The organism is Sphingomonas radicis (assembly GCF_051400635.1).
Lineage (GTDB): Bacteria > Pseudomonadota > Alphaproteobacteria > Sphingomonadales > Sphingomonadaceae > Sphingomonas.
The window spans coordinates 1-13550 of the sequence record NZ_JBLFFG010000005.1 but is presented as its reverse complement, the minus strand read 5'-3'; the positions used below and the strand labels follow the sequence as shown (position 1 = coordinate 13550).

The 13550-nt window shown below is 67.2% G+C and carries 16 protein-coding genes; 2 read left to right on the top strand and 14 right to left on the bottom strand.

Annotation, left to right across the window (positions count from 1 at the left end):
- Positions 1–150: 150 nt before the first annotated feature.
- Positions 151–501: a hypothetical protein gene (locus ACMGDH_RS15740; protein WP_436828924.1), complete on the top strand. Its 351-nt coding sequence runs from the start codon at positions 151–153 to the stop codon at positions 499–501.
- 252 nt (positions 502–753) lie between these two features.
- On the opposite strand, the gene ACMGDH_RS15735 is transcribed toward ACMGDH_RS15740, so the two are convergent.
- From ACMGDH_RS15735 to ACMGDH_RS15670, 14 genes are all read right to left on the bottom strand, one after another.
- Positions 754–1398: a PilZ domain-containing protein gene (locus ACMGDH_RS15735; protein WP_436828923.1), complete on the bottom strand. Its 645-nt coding sequence runs from the start codon at positions 1396–1398 to the stop codon at positions 754–756.
- A 126-nt stretch (positions 1399–1524) separates the two neighbouring features.
- Positions 1525–1959 carry a hypothetical protein gene (locus ACMGDH_RS15730; protein WP_436828922.1) on the bottom strand — a complete coding sequence of 145 codons (435 nt, stop codon included), beginning with the start codon at positions 1957–1959 and terminating at the stop codon, positions 1525–1527.
- An 11-nt stretch (positions 1960–1970) separates the two neighbouring features.
- Entirely contained in the window at positions 1971–2825 is an 855-nt protein-coding gene (locus ACMGDH_RS15725; RefSeq protein WP_436828921.1) for a flagellar motor protein MotB, read from the bottom strand.
- 1 nt (position 2826) lies between these two features.
- Entirely contained in the window at positions 2827–3162 is a 336-nt protein-coding gene (locus ACMGDH_RS15720) for a hypothetical protein (RefSeq protein WP_436828920.1), read from the bottom strand.
- Complete coding sequence (locus ACMGDH_RS15715; RefSeq protein WP_436828919.1) at positions 3162–3686, bottom strand: chemotaxis protein CheD; 525 nt, start codon at positions 3684–3686, stop codon at positions 3162–3164. The genes ACMGDH_RS15720 and ACMGDH_RS15715 overlap by 1 nt, the downstream gene beginning before the upstream one ends.
- Positions 3686–4075, bottom strand: coding sequence for a response regulator (locus ACMGDH_RS15710; RefSeq protein ID WP_436828918.1), 390 nt, complete (start codon positions 4073–4075; stop codon positions 3686–3688). The genes ACMGDH_RS15715 and ACMGDH_RS15710 overlap by 1 nt, the downstream gene beginning before the upstream one ends.
- A complete protein-coding gene (locus ACMGDH_RS15705; protein WP_436828917.1) occupies positions 4075–5109 on the bottom strand; it encodes a protein-glutamate methylesterase/protein-glutamine glutaminase in 1035 nt (344 codons plus the stop codon). Before ACMGDH_RS15705 ends, ACMGDH_RS15710 begins: the two co-directional genes overlap by 1 nt.
- Positions 5106–6008 (bottom strand): CheR family methyltransferase, encoded by a 903-nt coding sequence (locus ACMGDH_RS15700; protein ID WP_436828916.1) that lies wholly within the window; start codon positions 6006–6008, stop codon positions 5106–5108. The genes ACMGDH_RS15705 and ACMGDH_RS15700 overlap by 4 nt, the downstream gene beginning before the upstream one ends.
- Positions 6005–6499: a chemotaxis protein CheW gene (locus ACMGDH_RS15695; RefSeq protein WP_436828915.1), complete on the bottom strand. Its 495-nt coding sequence runs from the start codon at positions 6497–6499 to the stop codon at positions 6005–6007. The genes ACMGDH_RS15700 and ACMGDH_RS15695 overlap by 4 nt, the downstream gene beginning before the upstream one ends.
- Positions 6496–8676, bottom strand: a complete 2181-nt coding sequence (locus tag ACMGDH_RS15690; RefSeq protein ID WP_436828914.1) for a chemotaxis protein CheA — start codon at positions 8674–8676, stop codon at positions 6496–6498. Before ACMGDH_RS15690 ends, ACMGDH_RS15695 begins: the two co-directional genes overlap by 4 nt.
- The gene (locus ACMGDH_RS15685) at positions 8673–9038 is read right to left on the bottom strand and encodes a response regulator (protein WP_436828913.1); all 366 of its coding nucleotides are present in this window, start codon (positions 9036–9038) and stop codon (positions 8673–8675) included. The genes ACMGDH_RS15690 and ACMGDH_RS15685 overlap by 4 nt, the downstream gene beginning before the upstream one ends.
- Positions 9035–9358 (bottom strand): STAS domain-containing protein, encoded by a 324-nt coding sequence (locus ACMGDH_RS15680; protein WP_436828912.1) that lies wholly within the window; start codon positions 9356–9358, stop codon positions 9035–9037. The genes ACMGDH_RS15685 and ACMGDH_RS15680 overlap by 4 nt, the downstream gene beginning before the upstream one ends.
- Positions 9333–10217 carry a flagellar motor stator protein MotA gene (gene motA / locus ACMGDH_RS15675; protein ID WP_436828911.1) on the bottom strand — a complete coding sequence of 295 codons (885 nt, stop codon included), beginning with the start codon at positions 10215–10217 and terminating at the stop codon, positions 9333–9335. Before motA ends, ACMGDH_RS15680 begins: the two co-directional genes overlap by 26 nt.
- Before the next feature lie 104 nt (positions 10218–10321).
- On the bottom strand, positions 10322–12730 hold the full coding sequence (locus tag ACMGDH_RS15670) for an HAD family hydrolase (RefSeq protein ID WP_436828910.1): 2409 nt from the start codon (positions 12728–12730) through the stop codon (positions 10322–10324).
- A gap of 114 nt (positions 12731–12844) precedes the next feature.
- On the opposite strand from ACMGDH_RS15670, the gene flaF reads away from it, so the two are divergent.
- The gene (flaF, locus tag ACMGDH_RS15665; RefSeq protein ID WP_436828909.1) at positions 12845–13204 is read left to right on the top strand and encodes a flagellar biosynthesis regulator FlaF; all 360 of its coding nucleotides are present in this window, start codon (positions 12845–12847) and stop codon (positions 13202–13204) included.
- The last annotated feature ends 346 nt before the right edge of the window (positions 13205–13550 follow it).

The window sequence follows — 13550 nt, the reverse complement described above, 5'->3', positions numbered from 1 at the left end:
CACGACAGGAACAAAAGCAGATCAAATCCTATTTTTCCAGCGGATTTAGGATGTCGGCTTACGCCCCAATGGTTGCCGTTTACGGCTACGGTGGTGCTGCCTGCAAGCGAACGCTAGCATCCACCGATGAGCGAGGAACGATTCTCTGGAATGACGCTGAACGAGCGGCTTTTTGTTGCGGGATTGCTTCCCACCTTTGATGAAGCTCTGGCGACCGGTGATCGTGCCGCCCTTGAGGAAATGCTGACTGCCGTGGACACGAATCCGGGTCTGGCAAACGTGCTGCTAGGCGATGGCTACGAATGTTGGTTCTGCGGCAACGGCATCTCGCGCGAGCATACCGACGCGCTTCATATAGGTCTGAGCGCTCTATGGAGCGACGCCGTTGAAGCGCCGACGCAGCAGATTTACGCGCACTTCGACTGCGCTCACGAGCGTATGCGGGGTGCAGTAATGGAAATTGAGCGGGAGACCTTCTCGCTGGATGATGCCGATGCCTGAAGGACCGCTTCCGCCGCGCCTCGCCGCAAAGCTGCCTGTCGCCTAACCACCCGATAGCAGCCGGTCAGCTCACGCAAGCCGCGGTATCAGCCCTCATTTTCCGTCGCCCTGAACTTGTTTCGGGGGCGATTCTCCGCTCGCGATGTCTTCGCTTGTGACGCGGTGGATGCTGAAACAAGTTCAGCATGACGGACTTTGGGGAACGGGAGCTAGCCATCACAAGCAGCCGCTCGCCGCATAGCCATAGCGGCTCTAGTTGCTCGTTCCCAGATGGCCCAGCCAGCCGGCGAGTTCGTGATAGGGGATGATCTCGATGAACGAGATGCCCACCGACGTGCCCTTGCGCCAGCGCACCGTGGCGCGGCGGGAGCCGAGGCTGGCGATGGTGAGCACCACCTGGGTGTCGAGCTCGAGTTGCTCGGGGCATTGGATCATCACGCCGCTCTGCGAGATGTTCTGGACCACCACGTCGTGCGTCTCATCGAAGTTGATGATCCGCGCGGGGCAATGGACCTCGAAGCGGGGGGAGCGCGGCGAATGGGCGTTGCGCAGGATGCTGCGGGTGCGCGCGCTGCGATTGGCCTTGGCCTCGGCGAGGATGCGTTCGACGTCGACCGGCTCGGCGAATTCGACGCCGGCCCGGCCCGAGGTGCTCCATACCGCCCGGCCGAAGAGCCGTTCGCCGCTGCGCAGCTCGACCGTGACCAGATTGCCGTAGCCAAGCGGCCCATCGGTCTCGACTGCCATGCCCGACGCCGAGATGTTGCGGACGCGGCAGAGCCGTTCGCCGGTGCGATCGCAGATGAGCTTGCCGACCAGGAGGGTCGTCACGACGCGTTCGGGCCGATCGAGCGGCAGGCCCTGTTCGGATATCAGGCTGGTTTCGGTCGAACCCACTAGGCTTGCCTCGATATATTCGCTGGCCCTTCGTGGAATAGACGAAGGATGGTTAAGAACTTCTGAGCCCGTCTGAAATGCGCGGAAGAGCGCATTTCCTGGCGGATGGTAAACAACCCCAGTGGGTCAGGCCGGGGTGGCCTGAGTCACCGCCACCTTGCGCACCACGCCCCGGCCGAACGCCTCGGGCGCGGAATCGAGCACCACCTTGCGGAACAAGTCGATGTTCGGGAGGAGCCCGTCGGGACCCGCGGCCATCGGGGTGCGGAAGGTGCGCATGTTGATCGCGTGCATCAGCAGCGGCAGGCGCGCGCTCACGAACTCGGCCTTGTCCTCGGGGACCTGGAGCTGGATCTGGAACTGGACATAGCCCGAGAGGCGGCCATCGGCGAAGACGAGCGGCGCGAGCACCTTGCCGGCATCGACGAAAGTGGGCGCGGCGTCGGCATGTGCCGTCGCGGCTCCCTTCGGCCCGAGCAGCATCGCCGTCGCCATTGCCGCGCCGCCGCCGAGGCCGAGGCCGGCCAGCAGCACCGCGATCAGGAAGAGCATCTTCTTCATCGGCCGGTCCTCTAGAATTTGAAGCTGGCGTCGGTGGGAAGCGCCGAGGCTTCCGATCGGAGCACGATCGTGATCCGGCGGTTCTCGGCGCGGCCCGGCTGATCGGGATAGACCGGCTTGGTCGCGCCCATCGCCACGATCTCGGCAAAGCGGTCTGCCGAGAGGCCCGAGGCGATCAGCGCCGAACGTGCCGCGAGCGCGCGCTCGCCCGAAAGGCGCCAGTTGGCGTCGCTCTGCCCGCCGGTGCCGTCGGTGTGCCCCTCGATCGAGATCTGGGTGCCCGACTTGACGAGCTTGCCCGCCACCTGTGCGAGCATGGCGCGGGCATAGGGGTTGAGCTGGGCGGTGTTGGCGCGGAACATCGATTGCCTATCGGTGTCCATCAGCGTGATGCGGAGCCCGTCGCGCGAGGGCTCGACTTCGACGCTGCGCTTGTCGGCGCGATCCTGCGGGATCGAGTCGAGCGCGATCTGGAGCTCGGTCGCGATCACGCGCATCGACGCATCGGGGATGTCCGCGGTGCCGCCGCGGCGCGCGCCGACCGTGGCGGCGGCGCTGGTGGGGACGCCCTGCGCACGCGTGGTGTCGGTCGAGGAATTGCGGCTGACGCCGCCGGCACCCTCGGACGAGCCCTGGACGGGCGTGGAGGGTGCGGAGTCGGCGACGGCGGGCGAGAAATACTGGGCGAGGCCGCGCAGCCGCTCCTTGTCCGGGTTGGCGATCAGCCAGAGCAGCATGAAGAAGGCCATCATCGCCGTCACGAAATCGGCATAGGCGACCTTCCAGGCGCCGCCGTGGTGGCTGCGCGTGATCTTCTTGACTCGCTTGATGACGATCGGACGATCGTTCGCGCCGGGGGCCGCCATCTCAGCGCACCTTCAACGCGGCGCGCAGCCGGTCCTGCACCGCGCCGAGCCGGACATGGCCGATGGCGGTGAGCGAGTCCTGGCCGCCTGCGATCCGCTCGAGCAGGTTCACGCACTCGTCGGCGTGCTGGATCAGATAGTCGAAGGTCTGGAGCTGCTCGAGATAGGCCGATGCGAAATGCGGATCGCCCACCAGCACTTCGGCGAGGCTCTCCAGCCTGTCGCGCATCTCGCGGAGCTCGCCGGCCATCACGCTGTGGAGCACGGCCGAATAGGGATCGAAGCCGGGCAGCGGATCCATGGCGTCCGAATTGGCTGCGACGGGAACGAACGACATCAGAACAACTCCAGCTCGCCGCCGCGGACCGGCGCGGGGATGGGACGGGGAGGGGCCTCGGGCACGCGCTCGGCGACCCTGGTGCAGCGGCTGCGGCCCTCGTGCGGAAGGAACTCTACCTTGCGCGCGGAGGTGCCGCCGAGGTCGCAGTGCGCGATCTCGATCCCCTCGGTTTCCATGAAGCGCCGCGCGAAGGCGGCGTTGGACGAGCCGATCGAGCCCAGGCCCGAGACGATGTTCGCGCCGCCGTAGAGGTGCGCGCGCAGCCGGTTGCGCGCGGCGCCGGTGGCCATCATCCCGTTGATCAGCAGCTCCATCGCATGGACGCCGTAGCGCTGCATGTCGCCGGACGAGACGCGGTGGTCCGCATTCGGCTCGCCGAGCAGGAAATGGTTCATGCCCCCCACCCGGGCGACGGGATCGTAGAGGCACGCGGCGACGCAGCTCCCGAGCAGCGTCGAGATCATGACCTGCGGCTCGGCGACGATCGCATTCTCTCCCTGGACGATCGACACCCGCCGCATCAGGTGAGCTCGCCGAAGACGCGCTCGATCTTTTCCTTGAGCGCCGCGGGCGCGAACGGCTTCACGACATAGTTGTTGACGCCCAGCGCCGCGGCCTTCTGGACGATCTCCTTGTCGGCCGAGCCGGTGAGCATGATGAACACGGTCTTGCCGATCACCGGATCGTTGCGGACCGCCTCGAGGAACTGGAGGCCGTCCATTTCCGGCATGTTGAAATCGGAGATGACGAGGTGGACGCGATCGCTCTTGATCGCGGACAGCGCCTCGGGCGCGCTCGGCTTGTCGCGCACGTCCTTGAATCCCAGATCCTGCAATGCGCGGCGGATCATCGCACGCATGCTCGTCTGGTCGTCCACGACCATAACCTTGATCGCTGCAGCAGCAGGCATCAAACGCTCCCAATCTTTTCACGGCATGCCCTGAGGATCGCCTCAGGCATGCCCGACAAACCAACTTCCTTTTCCACCGCGCCCAGCGACTGTGCTGCGCGCGGCATTCCCCAGACCACACAGGTCTCGCGGCTCTGCCCGAGCGTGCGGGCGCCCGCCTGGCGCATCGCCAGCAGTCCCTCGGCCCCGTCCGCACCCATTCCGGTGAGGATCGCACCCACCGCCGCGGCGCCCAGCGGAGCGACCGAACGGAACAGCACGTCCACGGAAGGGCGATGGCCTGCGACGGGATCGCCGGGACGCAGCTTGATGCGCCCGCTGACTCCGCCGGAGAGCTCCATGTGGCTTTCCCCCCCAGGTGCAATATAGACGGTTCCCGGCGTCACCGGCATTCCGTCGGCAGCTTCGACGACACGGACGCGGCATTCGCGGTCGAGCCGCTCGGCGAAGCTGCGGGTGAAGGTGACCGGCATGTGCTGGACGATCAGCACGGGCGGGCAATCGTCGGGCAGCGCCGGAAGCAGCGAGAAGAGCGCCTCCACGCCGCCGGTCGACGAGCCGATCGCGATCAGCTTGCCCTGAGCGGCGCCGGACACGGCGGGCTGGACGGGCAGGCGCTGCGGCCCGGCGCGCGCAGTGGAGCGGGCGGCGGCCTTGACCTTCTGGCACAGCAGATCGGCGTCGCGCTCGATATCCTCGGGCGTGCCGCTGGGCTTGGTGACATAGTCGACCGCGCCGAGGCGCAATGCCTCGATCGTGACTTCGGCGCCGCGCGCGGTGAGCGTCGAGCACATCACCACGGGCATGGGGCGGAGCCGCATGATCCGCTCAAGGAACGACAGGCCGTCCATCCCGGGCATCTCGACGTCGAGCGTGAGCACGTCCGGGTTGAGCGTCTTGATCATCTCGCGCGCGGTGTAGGGCTCGGGCGCCATGCCGACGACCTCGATCTCGGGATCGGCCGCGAGCATGCGCTTGAGCGTGGCGCGCATCGAGGCGCTGTCGTCGACGACGAGCGTTCGAACCGGTGTCATCCCCCCGTCTCCAACTTATGGGCCTCCGGCTTCTGGTAGATGGTGTGGCCGCACGAGCGCATCCGGCCCGCAGCGGCGCCGATCAGCCGCTCGGAATGGCCGATGTAGAGGTGCGCGCCGGGCGCGAGCTGGTTGACGAACCGCTCCTCGAGCTCCTCCTTCGCCGGATCGCCGAAATAGATCATCACGTTGCGGCAGAAGATCACGTCATAGGCGGCCTTGAGCGGCCAGGGCTCGAACAAGTTGAGCACGCGCGCGGTGACGAGCTGTCGGGCTTCGTCGGCCATCACGAACCCGCCCTGCGCGGGGCGCATCCAGGCGCTGCGATAGGGTTCGGGCACGCCGGCGGCGACATTGTCGGCATAGAAGCCGCGCTGAACCGCCTCGACCACGTGCGGCGCGATGTCGGTGGCGAGCAGGCGGACGTCGGCGTTCCGCAGCCAGGTCGCGGACGTGCGGTCCGGCCCGAGCAGGCACATCGCGATCGTATAGACTTCCTCGCCCGACGAGCAGCCGGCGGACCAGATCCGCACCGGGCCCTGCTTGCGCTTGAGCACCGGCAGCACATGCTCGCGGAAATGATCGAAATGGTGCGGCTCGCGGAAGAAATGCGTGTGATTGGTGGTGAGCGCCACCACCATCGCATGGCGTTCCTGCGGGTCGCTCTGGACCAGCGCGACATAGTCCGAGAAGCGCGCGAGGCCGTGCTCGCGCAGCCGGCGCGCGAGGCGCGACTGGACGAGCGTGGTCTTCGCTTCGCTGAGTGCGATACGCGCGTCGCTGTGCATGATCGCGGCGATGGCGGCGAAATCGCGGGGCGTGAGCTCCGCGTTATGGGCCGCCACTCTCGTGCCGCTACCGCCGGCCAGCGCCGCCGCGGCGCTGCCGGCCGGGCTCATGCCGCGAGGTCCAGGTGTTTGGTGAGGCTCAGCGAGTCGAGATCGAGGAGCAGCACCATCGTGCCGTTCTCGTCCCGGGTGCCGTCCTTGGCACGGGTGGGGATACGGACGAGGCCCGCGATCACGCTCTGCTCGAGCGTCTCGACTTCGGGCGCCGGCTGGATCTCGGCCTCGCCGATGCCGACGATGTCGTTGACTTCGTCGACCAGAAAGCCGGCCTGCTTGCCGAGGATGTTGACCACCAGCACGCACGAGCGCGCGTGGATCACGCTGGGCTCCCAGCCCAGACGCTCGGCGAGGCCGACGATCGGGATCACGTTGCCGCGGAGGTTCGCGACGCCCTTGATGAAGCTCGGCACGTTGGGGAGCGGAGTCGGCGCCTCCCATTCGCGGATCTCGATCAGCGCGCGCATGTCGATCCCGAAGGTCTGATGCGCCAGCGAGAAGGTCACGATCTTGCGATCGATCGTGTTGGTGTTGTCATTGCTCATGCTGCCAGTCCTTTTGGCGTGAAGCGGGGGGAAGGCGAGGCGGCGAGCGCCTCGATGTCGAGGATCAGCGCGATCGAGCCGTCGCCGAGGATGGTGGCGCCGCCCAGTCCGCGGATCGGATGGAGGTTCTGGTCGAGGCTCTTGATCACCACCTCGCGGCGATCATCGATCGTGTCGACGACGAGGCCGACCTTGCCGGTCTCGCTCTCGACGATCACCACCAGCGAGTCCTCGACAGGGCGGTCGTCGTTGAGGCCGAAGATCTCGGTCGCGCGCTTCACGGGCACATATTCGCCGCGCATGTCGATGACCTCGGTGTCGGGCGAGGTGCGCTTGACCTGGCCCGGCTCGGGCTGGACGGTTTCGAGCACGTGCGCGAGCGGCAGCACGAAGCGCTGGCCGGCGAGGCGGACGATCATGCCGTCGAGGATCGCGAGCGTGAGCGGTAGGACCATCGTGAAGGTGGTGCCTTCGCCGGGGACCGAGTGAATCTCGACGCGGCCGCCCAGGGCCTCCACGTTCGAGCGCACCACGTCCATGCCGACGCCGCGGCCGGAGATGTTCGAGATCTTGTCCGCGGTCGAGAAGCCCGGCGCGCAGATCAGCTGGTCGATCTCCTCGTTGGTGAGCACGGCGTCGGCGGCGATGATGCCCTTCTCGACCGCCTTGGCGCGGACCTTCTCGCGGTTGATGCCGCGGCCGTTGTCCTGGACCCGCACGAAGATGCGCGCGCCCTTCTGCTCGGCCGAGAGCTTGATCGTGCCGGCGGCGGGCTTGCCCGCGGCGATGCGTTCTTCGGTGCTCTCCAGGCCATGGTCGGCGGCGTTGCGGATCATGTGGGTGAGCGGATCGCCGATCTTCTCGATCACGCCCTTGTCGACTTCGGTGGTCTCGCCGACGGTCTCCAGCTCGATCTGCTTGCCGGTCTCTGCCGAGAGGTCACGCAGCATGCGCGGCACGCGGCTGAAGGCTTGCTTGATCGGCTGCGCGCGCAGCGACATGACATTGTCCTGGATCTGGCGCGTGAGGCGCGCCAGCTCAGGCAGCTCGACGCGCTGGCGATCGGCGGGCGAGAGACGGTCGGCCAGGATCGAATTGCGGATCACCAGCTCGCCGACCAGGTTGAGCAGCAGATCGAGCTTGGCCAGATCGACGCGGATCGTCTGCTGGGCTTCGCTTGCCGGCTTGGGCGCGGCCGCGGGAGCATCGACGGCCATCGGCGCGGGCGCCGCGGCGGCAATCGCTTCGACCACCTGCTGCATGTTCGCGGCGAGGTCCTCGATCGTCGCGGTAACCGGCTCGAAGGGAATGAAATCATCGATCGCTGCCGCGGCCGCCCCCAGTGCAGGGGCTTCTGCCGCCGCGGGCGCTGCGTCCCGGCTGATCTCGACGAGCGAATCCGGCGCGACGAAATCGAAACAGTCGGCGATGTCTATCTCTGCAACGTCGCCGGGAACGCGGATCACCCAGGTGAAATAGGCATCCTCGGGATCGAGCTCGCGCAGCGGCGGCAGATCGGACGTGTCGACCGACACGACTTCCCCGCCCAGGCTCTCCAGCTCGCGGACGATGAGCATCGGCTCGCCCGCGTTGGCGAGCGCGGCGCGCGAAGGCTTGAAGCGGATGGTCCATGCACCCTCCGCCTCGGCAGCCGGCGCAGCGGCCGGTGCGTCGAAATCGTCCAGCGAGACGAGCACGGGCGTGAAGCCGAATTCGTCGATCTCGGCTGCCGGCGCGGGATCGGCCGCCGGTGCCGCGGGCGCGACCGGAGCCGGCGCGTCGTCGGACGCGCCCTTGTTCGCCAGCACCTGCTCGAGCAGTTCGAGCGCAGCAGCGTCGTTCGGGCGGGGGGCGAGACCCTTGGCTGCCTCGACGTGATCGGAGAGCACGTCGAACGAGCTCAGCATCACCTTGATGACGCCCGGAGTGGGGACGATCTTGCCGCCGCGTACCTCGTCGAGGACGTTCTCGAACTTGTGCGCGAACGCCGTCAGATCGCCATGACCGAAGGCACCGGCACCACCCTTGATCGAGTGCACCGCCCGGAACACGCTGGCGATAGTCTCGGCCGAGATATCGCCTGCCTGCATGGCCGACAGCCCCTGCTCGGCGGCGGTGAGGCCTTCGGTGCATTCTTCGAAGAAGATCGCCTGGATTTCGTCGAGTTCGTCGCTCACGGGCACACGCGGCGGATCGCCGCCCCCAGCTTGGTGGCTTCGAACGGCTTGGTGATCCAGCCCGTGGCGCCTGCCGAACGCGCGCGCGACTTCTTCTCGTCCGAGAATTCGGTCGACAGCACCAGGATCGGCGTGCCTTTGAACTGAGGCAGCGCGCGCACCGCCTCGATCAGCTCGAAGCCGTCCATCTTGGGCATGTTGATGTCGGTGATCAGCAGGTCGGGCTGCACTTCGTGCATCCGCTCGAGCCCATGCTCGCCGTCGTTGGCGCTCTCGATGCGATAGCCCTGGGCCGTGAGCGAGGTCTTCAGCAGCATGCGCATGCTCGCCGAATCATCGACGGTAAGGATCAACTTGCTCACTGGAAGTCTCCGGATTCGAGGCCGATCGCGTCCGCAAGCCGGGACCGGGTCACGCGATCGATGAAAGCTGGGCTGGGATTGGTGATGCGAAAGGGCTGGCCGTTACCTGCCGCCTCGGCGCGGGCGGCGACGAGGAGCTGGAGCACGGCCTGGCCGACGCTCTCGACCTCCGACGCGTCGATCTCGAGCGTGTCGTCGAAGTCCGCGGCGAGCACGAGGCGGACGCGCAGGTCCTCCGCGGTCACGGTCGCGGCGTGCACGGGGAGGCGCAGCGACCGGTCTTCGGCCGCGTCCTCAGGCTGTTGCGGGGTTGAGTGCATTCTTGGCCTCGTCGAGAGCGGTTTCGAGTTGCTGGAAGCTCGGCGCATAGGCCGAGGGAGTCATGCGGCGCGCGATTTCGATCGCGACCTGCACCGGCTGGTTCTGGGCGTAGGCGACGATCGCGGTCTTCACGATGCCATAGGGCTTGGAATCGGTTTCGATCGTCTCCAGCAGCTTGGTGGCGAGCGGGCCGACCACGCAATAGGAGAGGAGCACGCCGAGGAAGGTGCCGACGAGCGCGCCGCCGATCATCGCGCCGAGGATCTCGGTAGGCTGGTCGATCGAGCCCATCGTCTTGATCACGCCGAGCACCGCCGCGACAATGCCGATTGCGGGAAGACCGTCCGCCATGATCTGGAGCGCGTGCTGCGGGCCGAGCTCCTCGTGGTGGTGCTTCTCGATATCGGCTTCCATCGCCGCTTCGATCTGATGCGGGTCCTCGAAGCTGACCGTCATCATCCGCAGATAATCGCAGACGAACTCCACCAGATGGTGGTCGGCCAGGATGCGCGGGTAAGGCTTGAACAGATCGCTTTCGCCCGGGGCATCGAGATGGGGCTCGAGCGCAGTCGGGCCGCCCTTCTTGAAGGTGGCCAGCAGGCTGAACAGCACCGTCAGCAGGTCCTTATAGTCCTGCGCCTTCCAGCGCGGGCCCCTGAACGCGCGCATGATCCCGGCGCCGGCCTTCTTCACGGTCGCAACCGAGTTGCCGACGATGAACGCACCGATCGCCGCGCCGCAGATCGCCATCAGCTCGTGCGGCAGCGCATGCAGGACGATGTCCATCTTCCCGCCAGCCCAGATGAAGCTGCCGAAGACGCATCCGAGGATGATGAGGAAACCAACGCCTATCACCATGGCCGTGCCATATTCTTTCTCTGGTGTTTCCCAGACTTATAGGAAGGATTCGCCGGGGGCGGGCTGGTCGCGCCGGCAATTTTCGAGCCGCTGCGGCCAGCCGTTCACGCAATCGCGCTCGCGGCGAGCCGTGCGTCGGCGGTTGCGGGCGACGGCGCGCCTTCGCGCGGAGCGATCGGGCGGAACACGACCGCGAGCATCATCGGCCGGTCGTCCTCGCGCGGGGGCGGGGGCACCATCATGAACGCGAACTCGTCCTCGCAGCGGAAGAGATGCGGCGCGGTCTGCTCCATGCCTTCGAGCGAGGGCATGGCTGGCCGCTCGGGAGGCGCGGCCTTTTCACTCAGGAAGTCTTCCACCGGCATGAACGTGGCGCTTTCGACCTGCAGCCAATCGAAAAGCTGGCCGAACTGCAGGCCTACCGAGTAGCGGCAGTCGCCGATCGGAATCGGTGCGAGATAATAGCCGTCGTGCGTCGGCGTGGCGGTGACGATGGTGGTGTTCGCCTGGGTGCCATCGGCGACGATCACCGGGAGCTCGATGGAGCGGTCCACGAAATCGGCAAACTTCAACCCGAGCCCGAAGCGCTTCTGGGCGAGCAGGGACAGCTTGATCGCCAGCCCCTCGCCGTGCAGCTCGGCGGGGAGGTACATGCGCCGCGCACCCTTCATGTAGAAGAGACCGCGCTGGAGCAGCCCGCGCTTCGCAAGGGCGGTATCGAACAGCGGAACCGTGGCATCGACGCCGAGATTCACATCGTGCTCGAACTCGGAAATGACAGCCAGCTCGTGCCGCATCGGCAGGAACATCAGCCGGCCGAGCACCGCGGCGGCGGCGCGGCGCCACATCGTCGCGTCGTCGGGACGGGAGGCGCGCACGACCACCGCCCGCTGCGCATGCACGAAACGGACACAGCCCGCCTGGATACGGTCGCGGACCATGCTCTGGCGGCCCTTGATGCTGCTCGCGCGGCGGATGGGCGTGCCATCCTCCTCATAGTCGACGACCGAGCCCTGCGCGGCAGTGCAGGCCTGCTCGAGCACGGCGACATTGGCGCACAACGCCTCCAGCGTGCTCGCATCATAATGGCGCGCGTCGAGGAAGCCGCGCTTGTCGAATCCGGTGCGGAACTGCTCGCGCAGCAGCAGATAGCGGCCGGCCACTTCGACGCCGAGCAGCTGGCGCAGCGCCGGCTCGACTTCGTTCTGGACGGTGCCGTTGTAGCCGAGATCGACCAGCATCAGCGTGTCGCCCTTGGCGGGGTTCACCGCGCTGCGGACGTGCGCGGCGAGCCGCTCGGCATAGGCCTGCGATTGCTTGACGATCCAGCGAGAACGCGCAGGGCTGCGGATCGCCGCGACAAAGGCGGCGAGCCGGCCCGTTTCCGGCAGATCCTTCATGAGCGCGATGATCTCGGACGGTGGCAGCAGCAGCTGTTTGGCGAGCACGCGCAGATCGGTATCGAATTCGAGTTCGAGGTAGCGGTCGATCGTCTCCGCGTCACGGAACGAGGCCGCGGTCGCCGTGAAGCGGCTGATCTCGATCGCGTGCGCCGCCGCCGGGTTGCCCGCAGCCTGGTGTACGAGGCGCGGCAGATGGCCGTCGCGCATCAGAAACAGATAATGGACCTTGCCGCCGTTGCGCTCGCGCAATTCCTCCGCTTCCGCGGCAAGCCAGCGGTCGAAGCCGTGGAAGACGGGGCCGAGCGTCGCGAAGCCGAATGCCTCGGCTGCGTCGGTGATACCGGGTTCGGCGGCCGCCAGCGCAGCGCGGTGCGGCTGGTGCGTGGCGGCGAGGCCGGGGGCGTGCGGGTGGAGCATCGCGCTCACCGCCGCCTCGAGGCGCAGGCGCTGCTCGGTCGCTTCCCCGAACTGACGCAGGTGCAGCGCCGGGACGCCGAAGCGGGCGACGCCGTCCACGTCGGCGCCCTTGTTGTCGCCGATGTGGAGGATCTGATGCGGGGCGAGCCGCACGTCCTTGAGCACGCGTTCGTACAGGCCCTGGCTCTTGGACAGGCCGTACGCCGAGGAGCAGAAGACGCGGTCGATCAGCGCGGCGACATCGGCGCCCGCGGCGGCGGCGATCAGGCCGGAGAGCTGCCTGGCGTCGAGATAGGTATCGCTGACGATGAAGATCTCGAGGCCGCGGCGCTTCGCCTCGCGCATCAGTGCGACGGTGGGAGCGAAGGCGAAGCAATGCGTCGCCTCGGCGTCGAGTTCGGCCTGCACGGCGGTGGCGCGTTCGGCGGCGGTGCCGTTGGGGAGCAGCTCGCGGTAGATGTCGCCGATGCCGACTTCCAGCCGCTGGTGGCGCAGCGCCGCCGCATTGCGGGCCCGCTCTTCGGCCCAGGCGCGCTGGGACACCGTCGTATCCGGCAGCATGCCGAACAGATCCTTGGGCGCGTGCGTGTCGCGCCACAGCAGCGTGTCGAAGCAATCGAGCGAGAGCGCCTTGACCCCATCGCGCCCGTCGAGCGCATGGGGCAGGGCGTTCGGAAGGATGAAGTCGGCCAATGCAGTTTCCCTGGAAATGCGCCCGCATCGGGTGGACGCATGAATCTTATAGGAAGGGCTCGCACCGAACCGGCGATTTCGTCCTAGAATAGAGGCGTCAGCAAAGGAGCCAGCATGACGCTTACTGCCTATCAGGCGGCCCGCAGCCGGGCCGAAACGCCCCGCGCAGCCGAATATCGGCTGATGAGCCAGATCACCGGCGAAATGATGGAAGCCGAGCGCAACGGCTTCAAAGGAGCGATGCTGATGCATTCGCTCCACCGCAATCGCGAGATGTGGTCGGCCTTCGCGACCGATTGCGGCGCGACAGGCAACGGCCTGCCCAACGAGCTTCGCGCGCAGATCATCTCGCTGGGCCTGTGGGTCGAGCGCTTCACCAGCGACGTGGTCGCGGGGCGCGAGACGATCGGCGAGCTGATCGCACTCAACCGGACGATCATGGAAGGCCTGCGCGGCGAGCGGCTCGCCGCCTGACACTTTCCTTGTCGCGAACCCAAAGGGCGCCCGGCCATGCCGCGGTGCCCTTTTTTGTGCGCGTTGGGGAGGGCCGCACTAGAAAGCGGCGCTCGCAACAATCCATCGTCACCCCGGCCTTGTGCCGGGGTCCACTTCGCCTCGCCGGCTGCCAAGGGGCCCCTGCGCCAGCGCCTGCTTTCCGGTGGGCCCCGGCACAAGACTGGGGTGACGGTTGGGTCTGGGGCGCCCGAACAGCAAAAGGGCGCCGCGGGTATCCGCGACGCCCCTTGCTCGTGGCTGGGCCGGTCAGGTCAGAACGAAGCCCAGTCGTCGTGCGCAGCGCCGTTGCCGTTGGGCATCGTGC

What these genes read in the sequence shown, in the direction of transcription:
- ACMGDH_RS15740 (WP_436828924.1), top strand. Translation starts at nt 151, where the DNA reads ATGACGCTGAACGAGCGGCTTTTTGTTGCGGGATTGCTTCCCACCTTT.
- ACMGDH_RS15730 (WP_436828922.1), bottom strand. Translation starts at nt 1,959, where the DNA reads ATGAAGAAGATGCTCTTCCTGATCGCGGTGCTGCTGGCCGGCCTCGGC.
- ACMGDH_RS15725 (WP_436828921.1), bottom strand. Translation starts at nt 2,825, where the DNA reads ATGGCGGCCCCCGGCGCGAACGATCGTCCGATCGTCATCAAGCGAGTC.
- ACMGDH_RS15720 (WP_436828920.1), bottom strand. Translation starts at nt 3,162, where the DNA reads ATGTCGTTCGTTCCCGTCGCAGCCAATTCGGACGCCATGGATCCGCTG.
- ACMGDH_RS15715 (WP_436828919.1), bottom strand. Translation starts at nt 3,686, where the DNA reads ATGCGGCGGGTGTCGATCGTCCAGGGAGAGAATGCGATCGTCGCCGAG.
- ACMGDH_RS15710 (WP_436828918.1), bottom strand. Translation starts at nt 4,075, where the DNA reads ATGCCTGCTGCTGCAGCGATCAAGGTTATGGTCGTGGACGACCAGACG.
- ACMGDH_RS15705 (WP_436828917.1), bottom strand. Translation starts at nt 5,109, where the DNA reads ATGACACCGGTTCGAACGCTCGTCGTCGACGACAGCGCCTCGATGCGC.
- ACMGDH_RS15700 (WP_436828916.1), bottom strand. Translation starts at nt 6,008, where the DNA reads ATGAGCCCGGCCGGCAGCGCCGCGGCGGCGCTGGCCGGCGGTAGCGGC.
- ACMGDH_RS15695 (WP_436828915.1), bottom strand. Translation starts at nt 6,499, where the DNA reads ATGAGCAATGACAACACCAACACGATCGATCGCAAGATCGTGACCTTC.
- ACMGDH_RS15680 (WP_436828912.1), bottom strand. Translation starts at nt 9,358, where the DNA reads ATGCACTCAACCCCGCAACAGCCTGAGGACGCGGCCGAAGACCGGTCG.
- motA (WP_436828911.1), bottom strand. Translation starts at nt 10,217, where the DNA reads ATGGTGATAGGCGTTGGTTTCCTCATCATCCTCGGATGCGTCTTCGGC.
- flaF (WP_436828909.1), top strand. Translation starts at nt 12,845, where the DNA reads ATGACGCTTACTGCCTATCAGGCGGCCCGCAGCCGGGCCGAAACGCCC.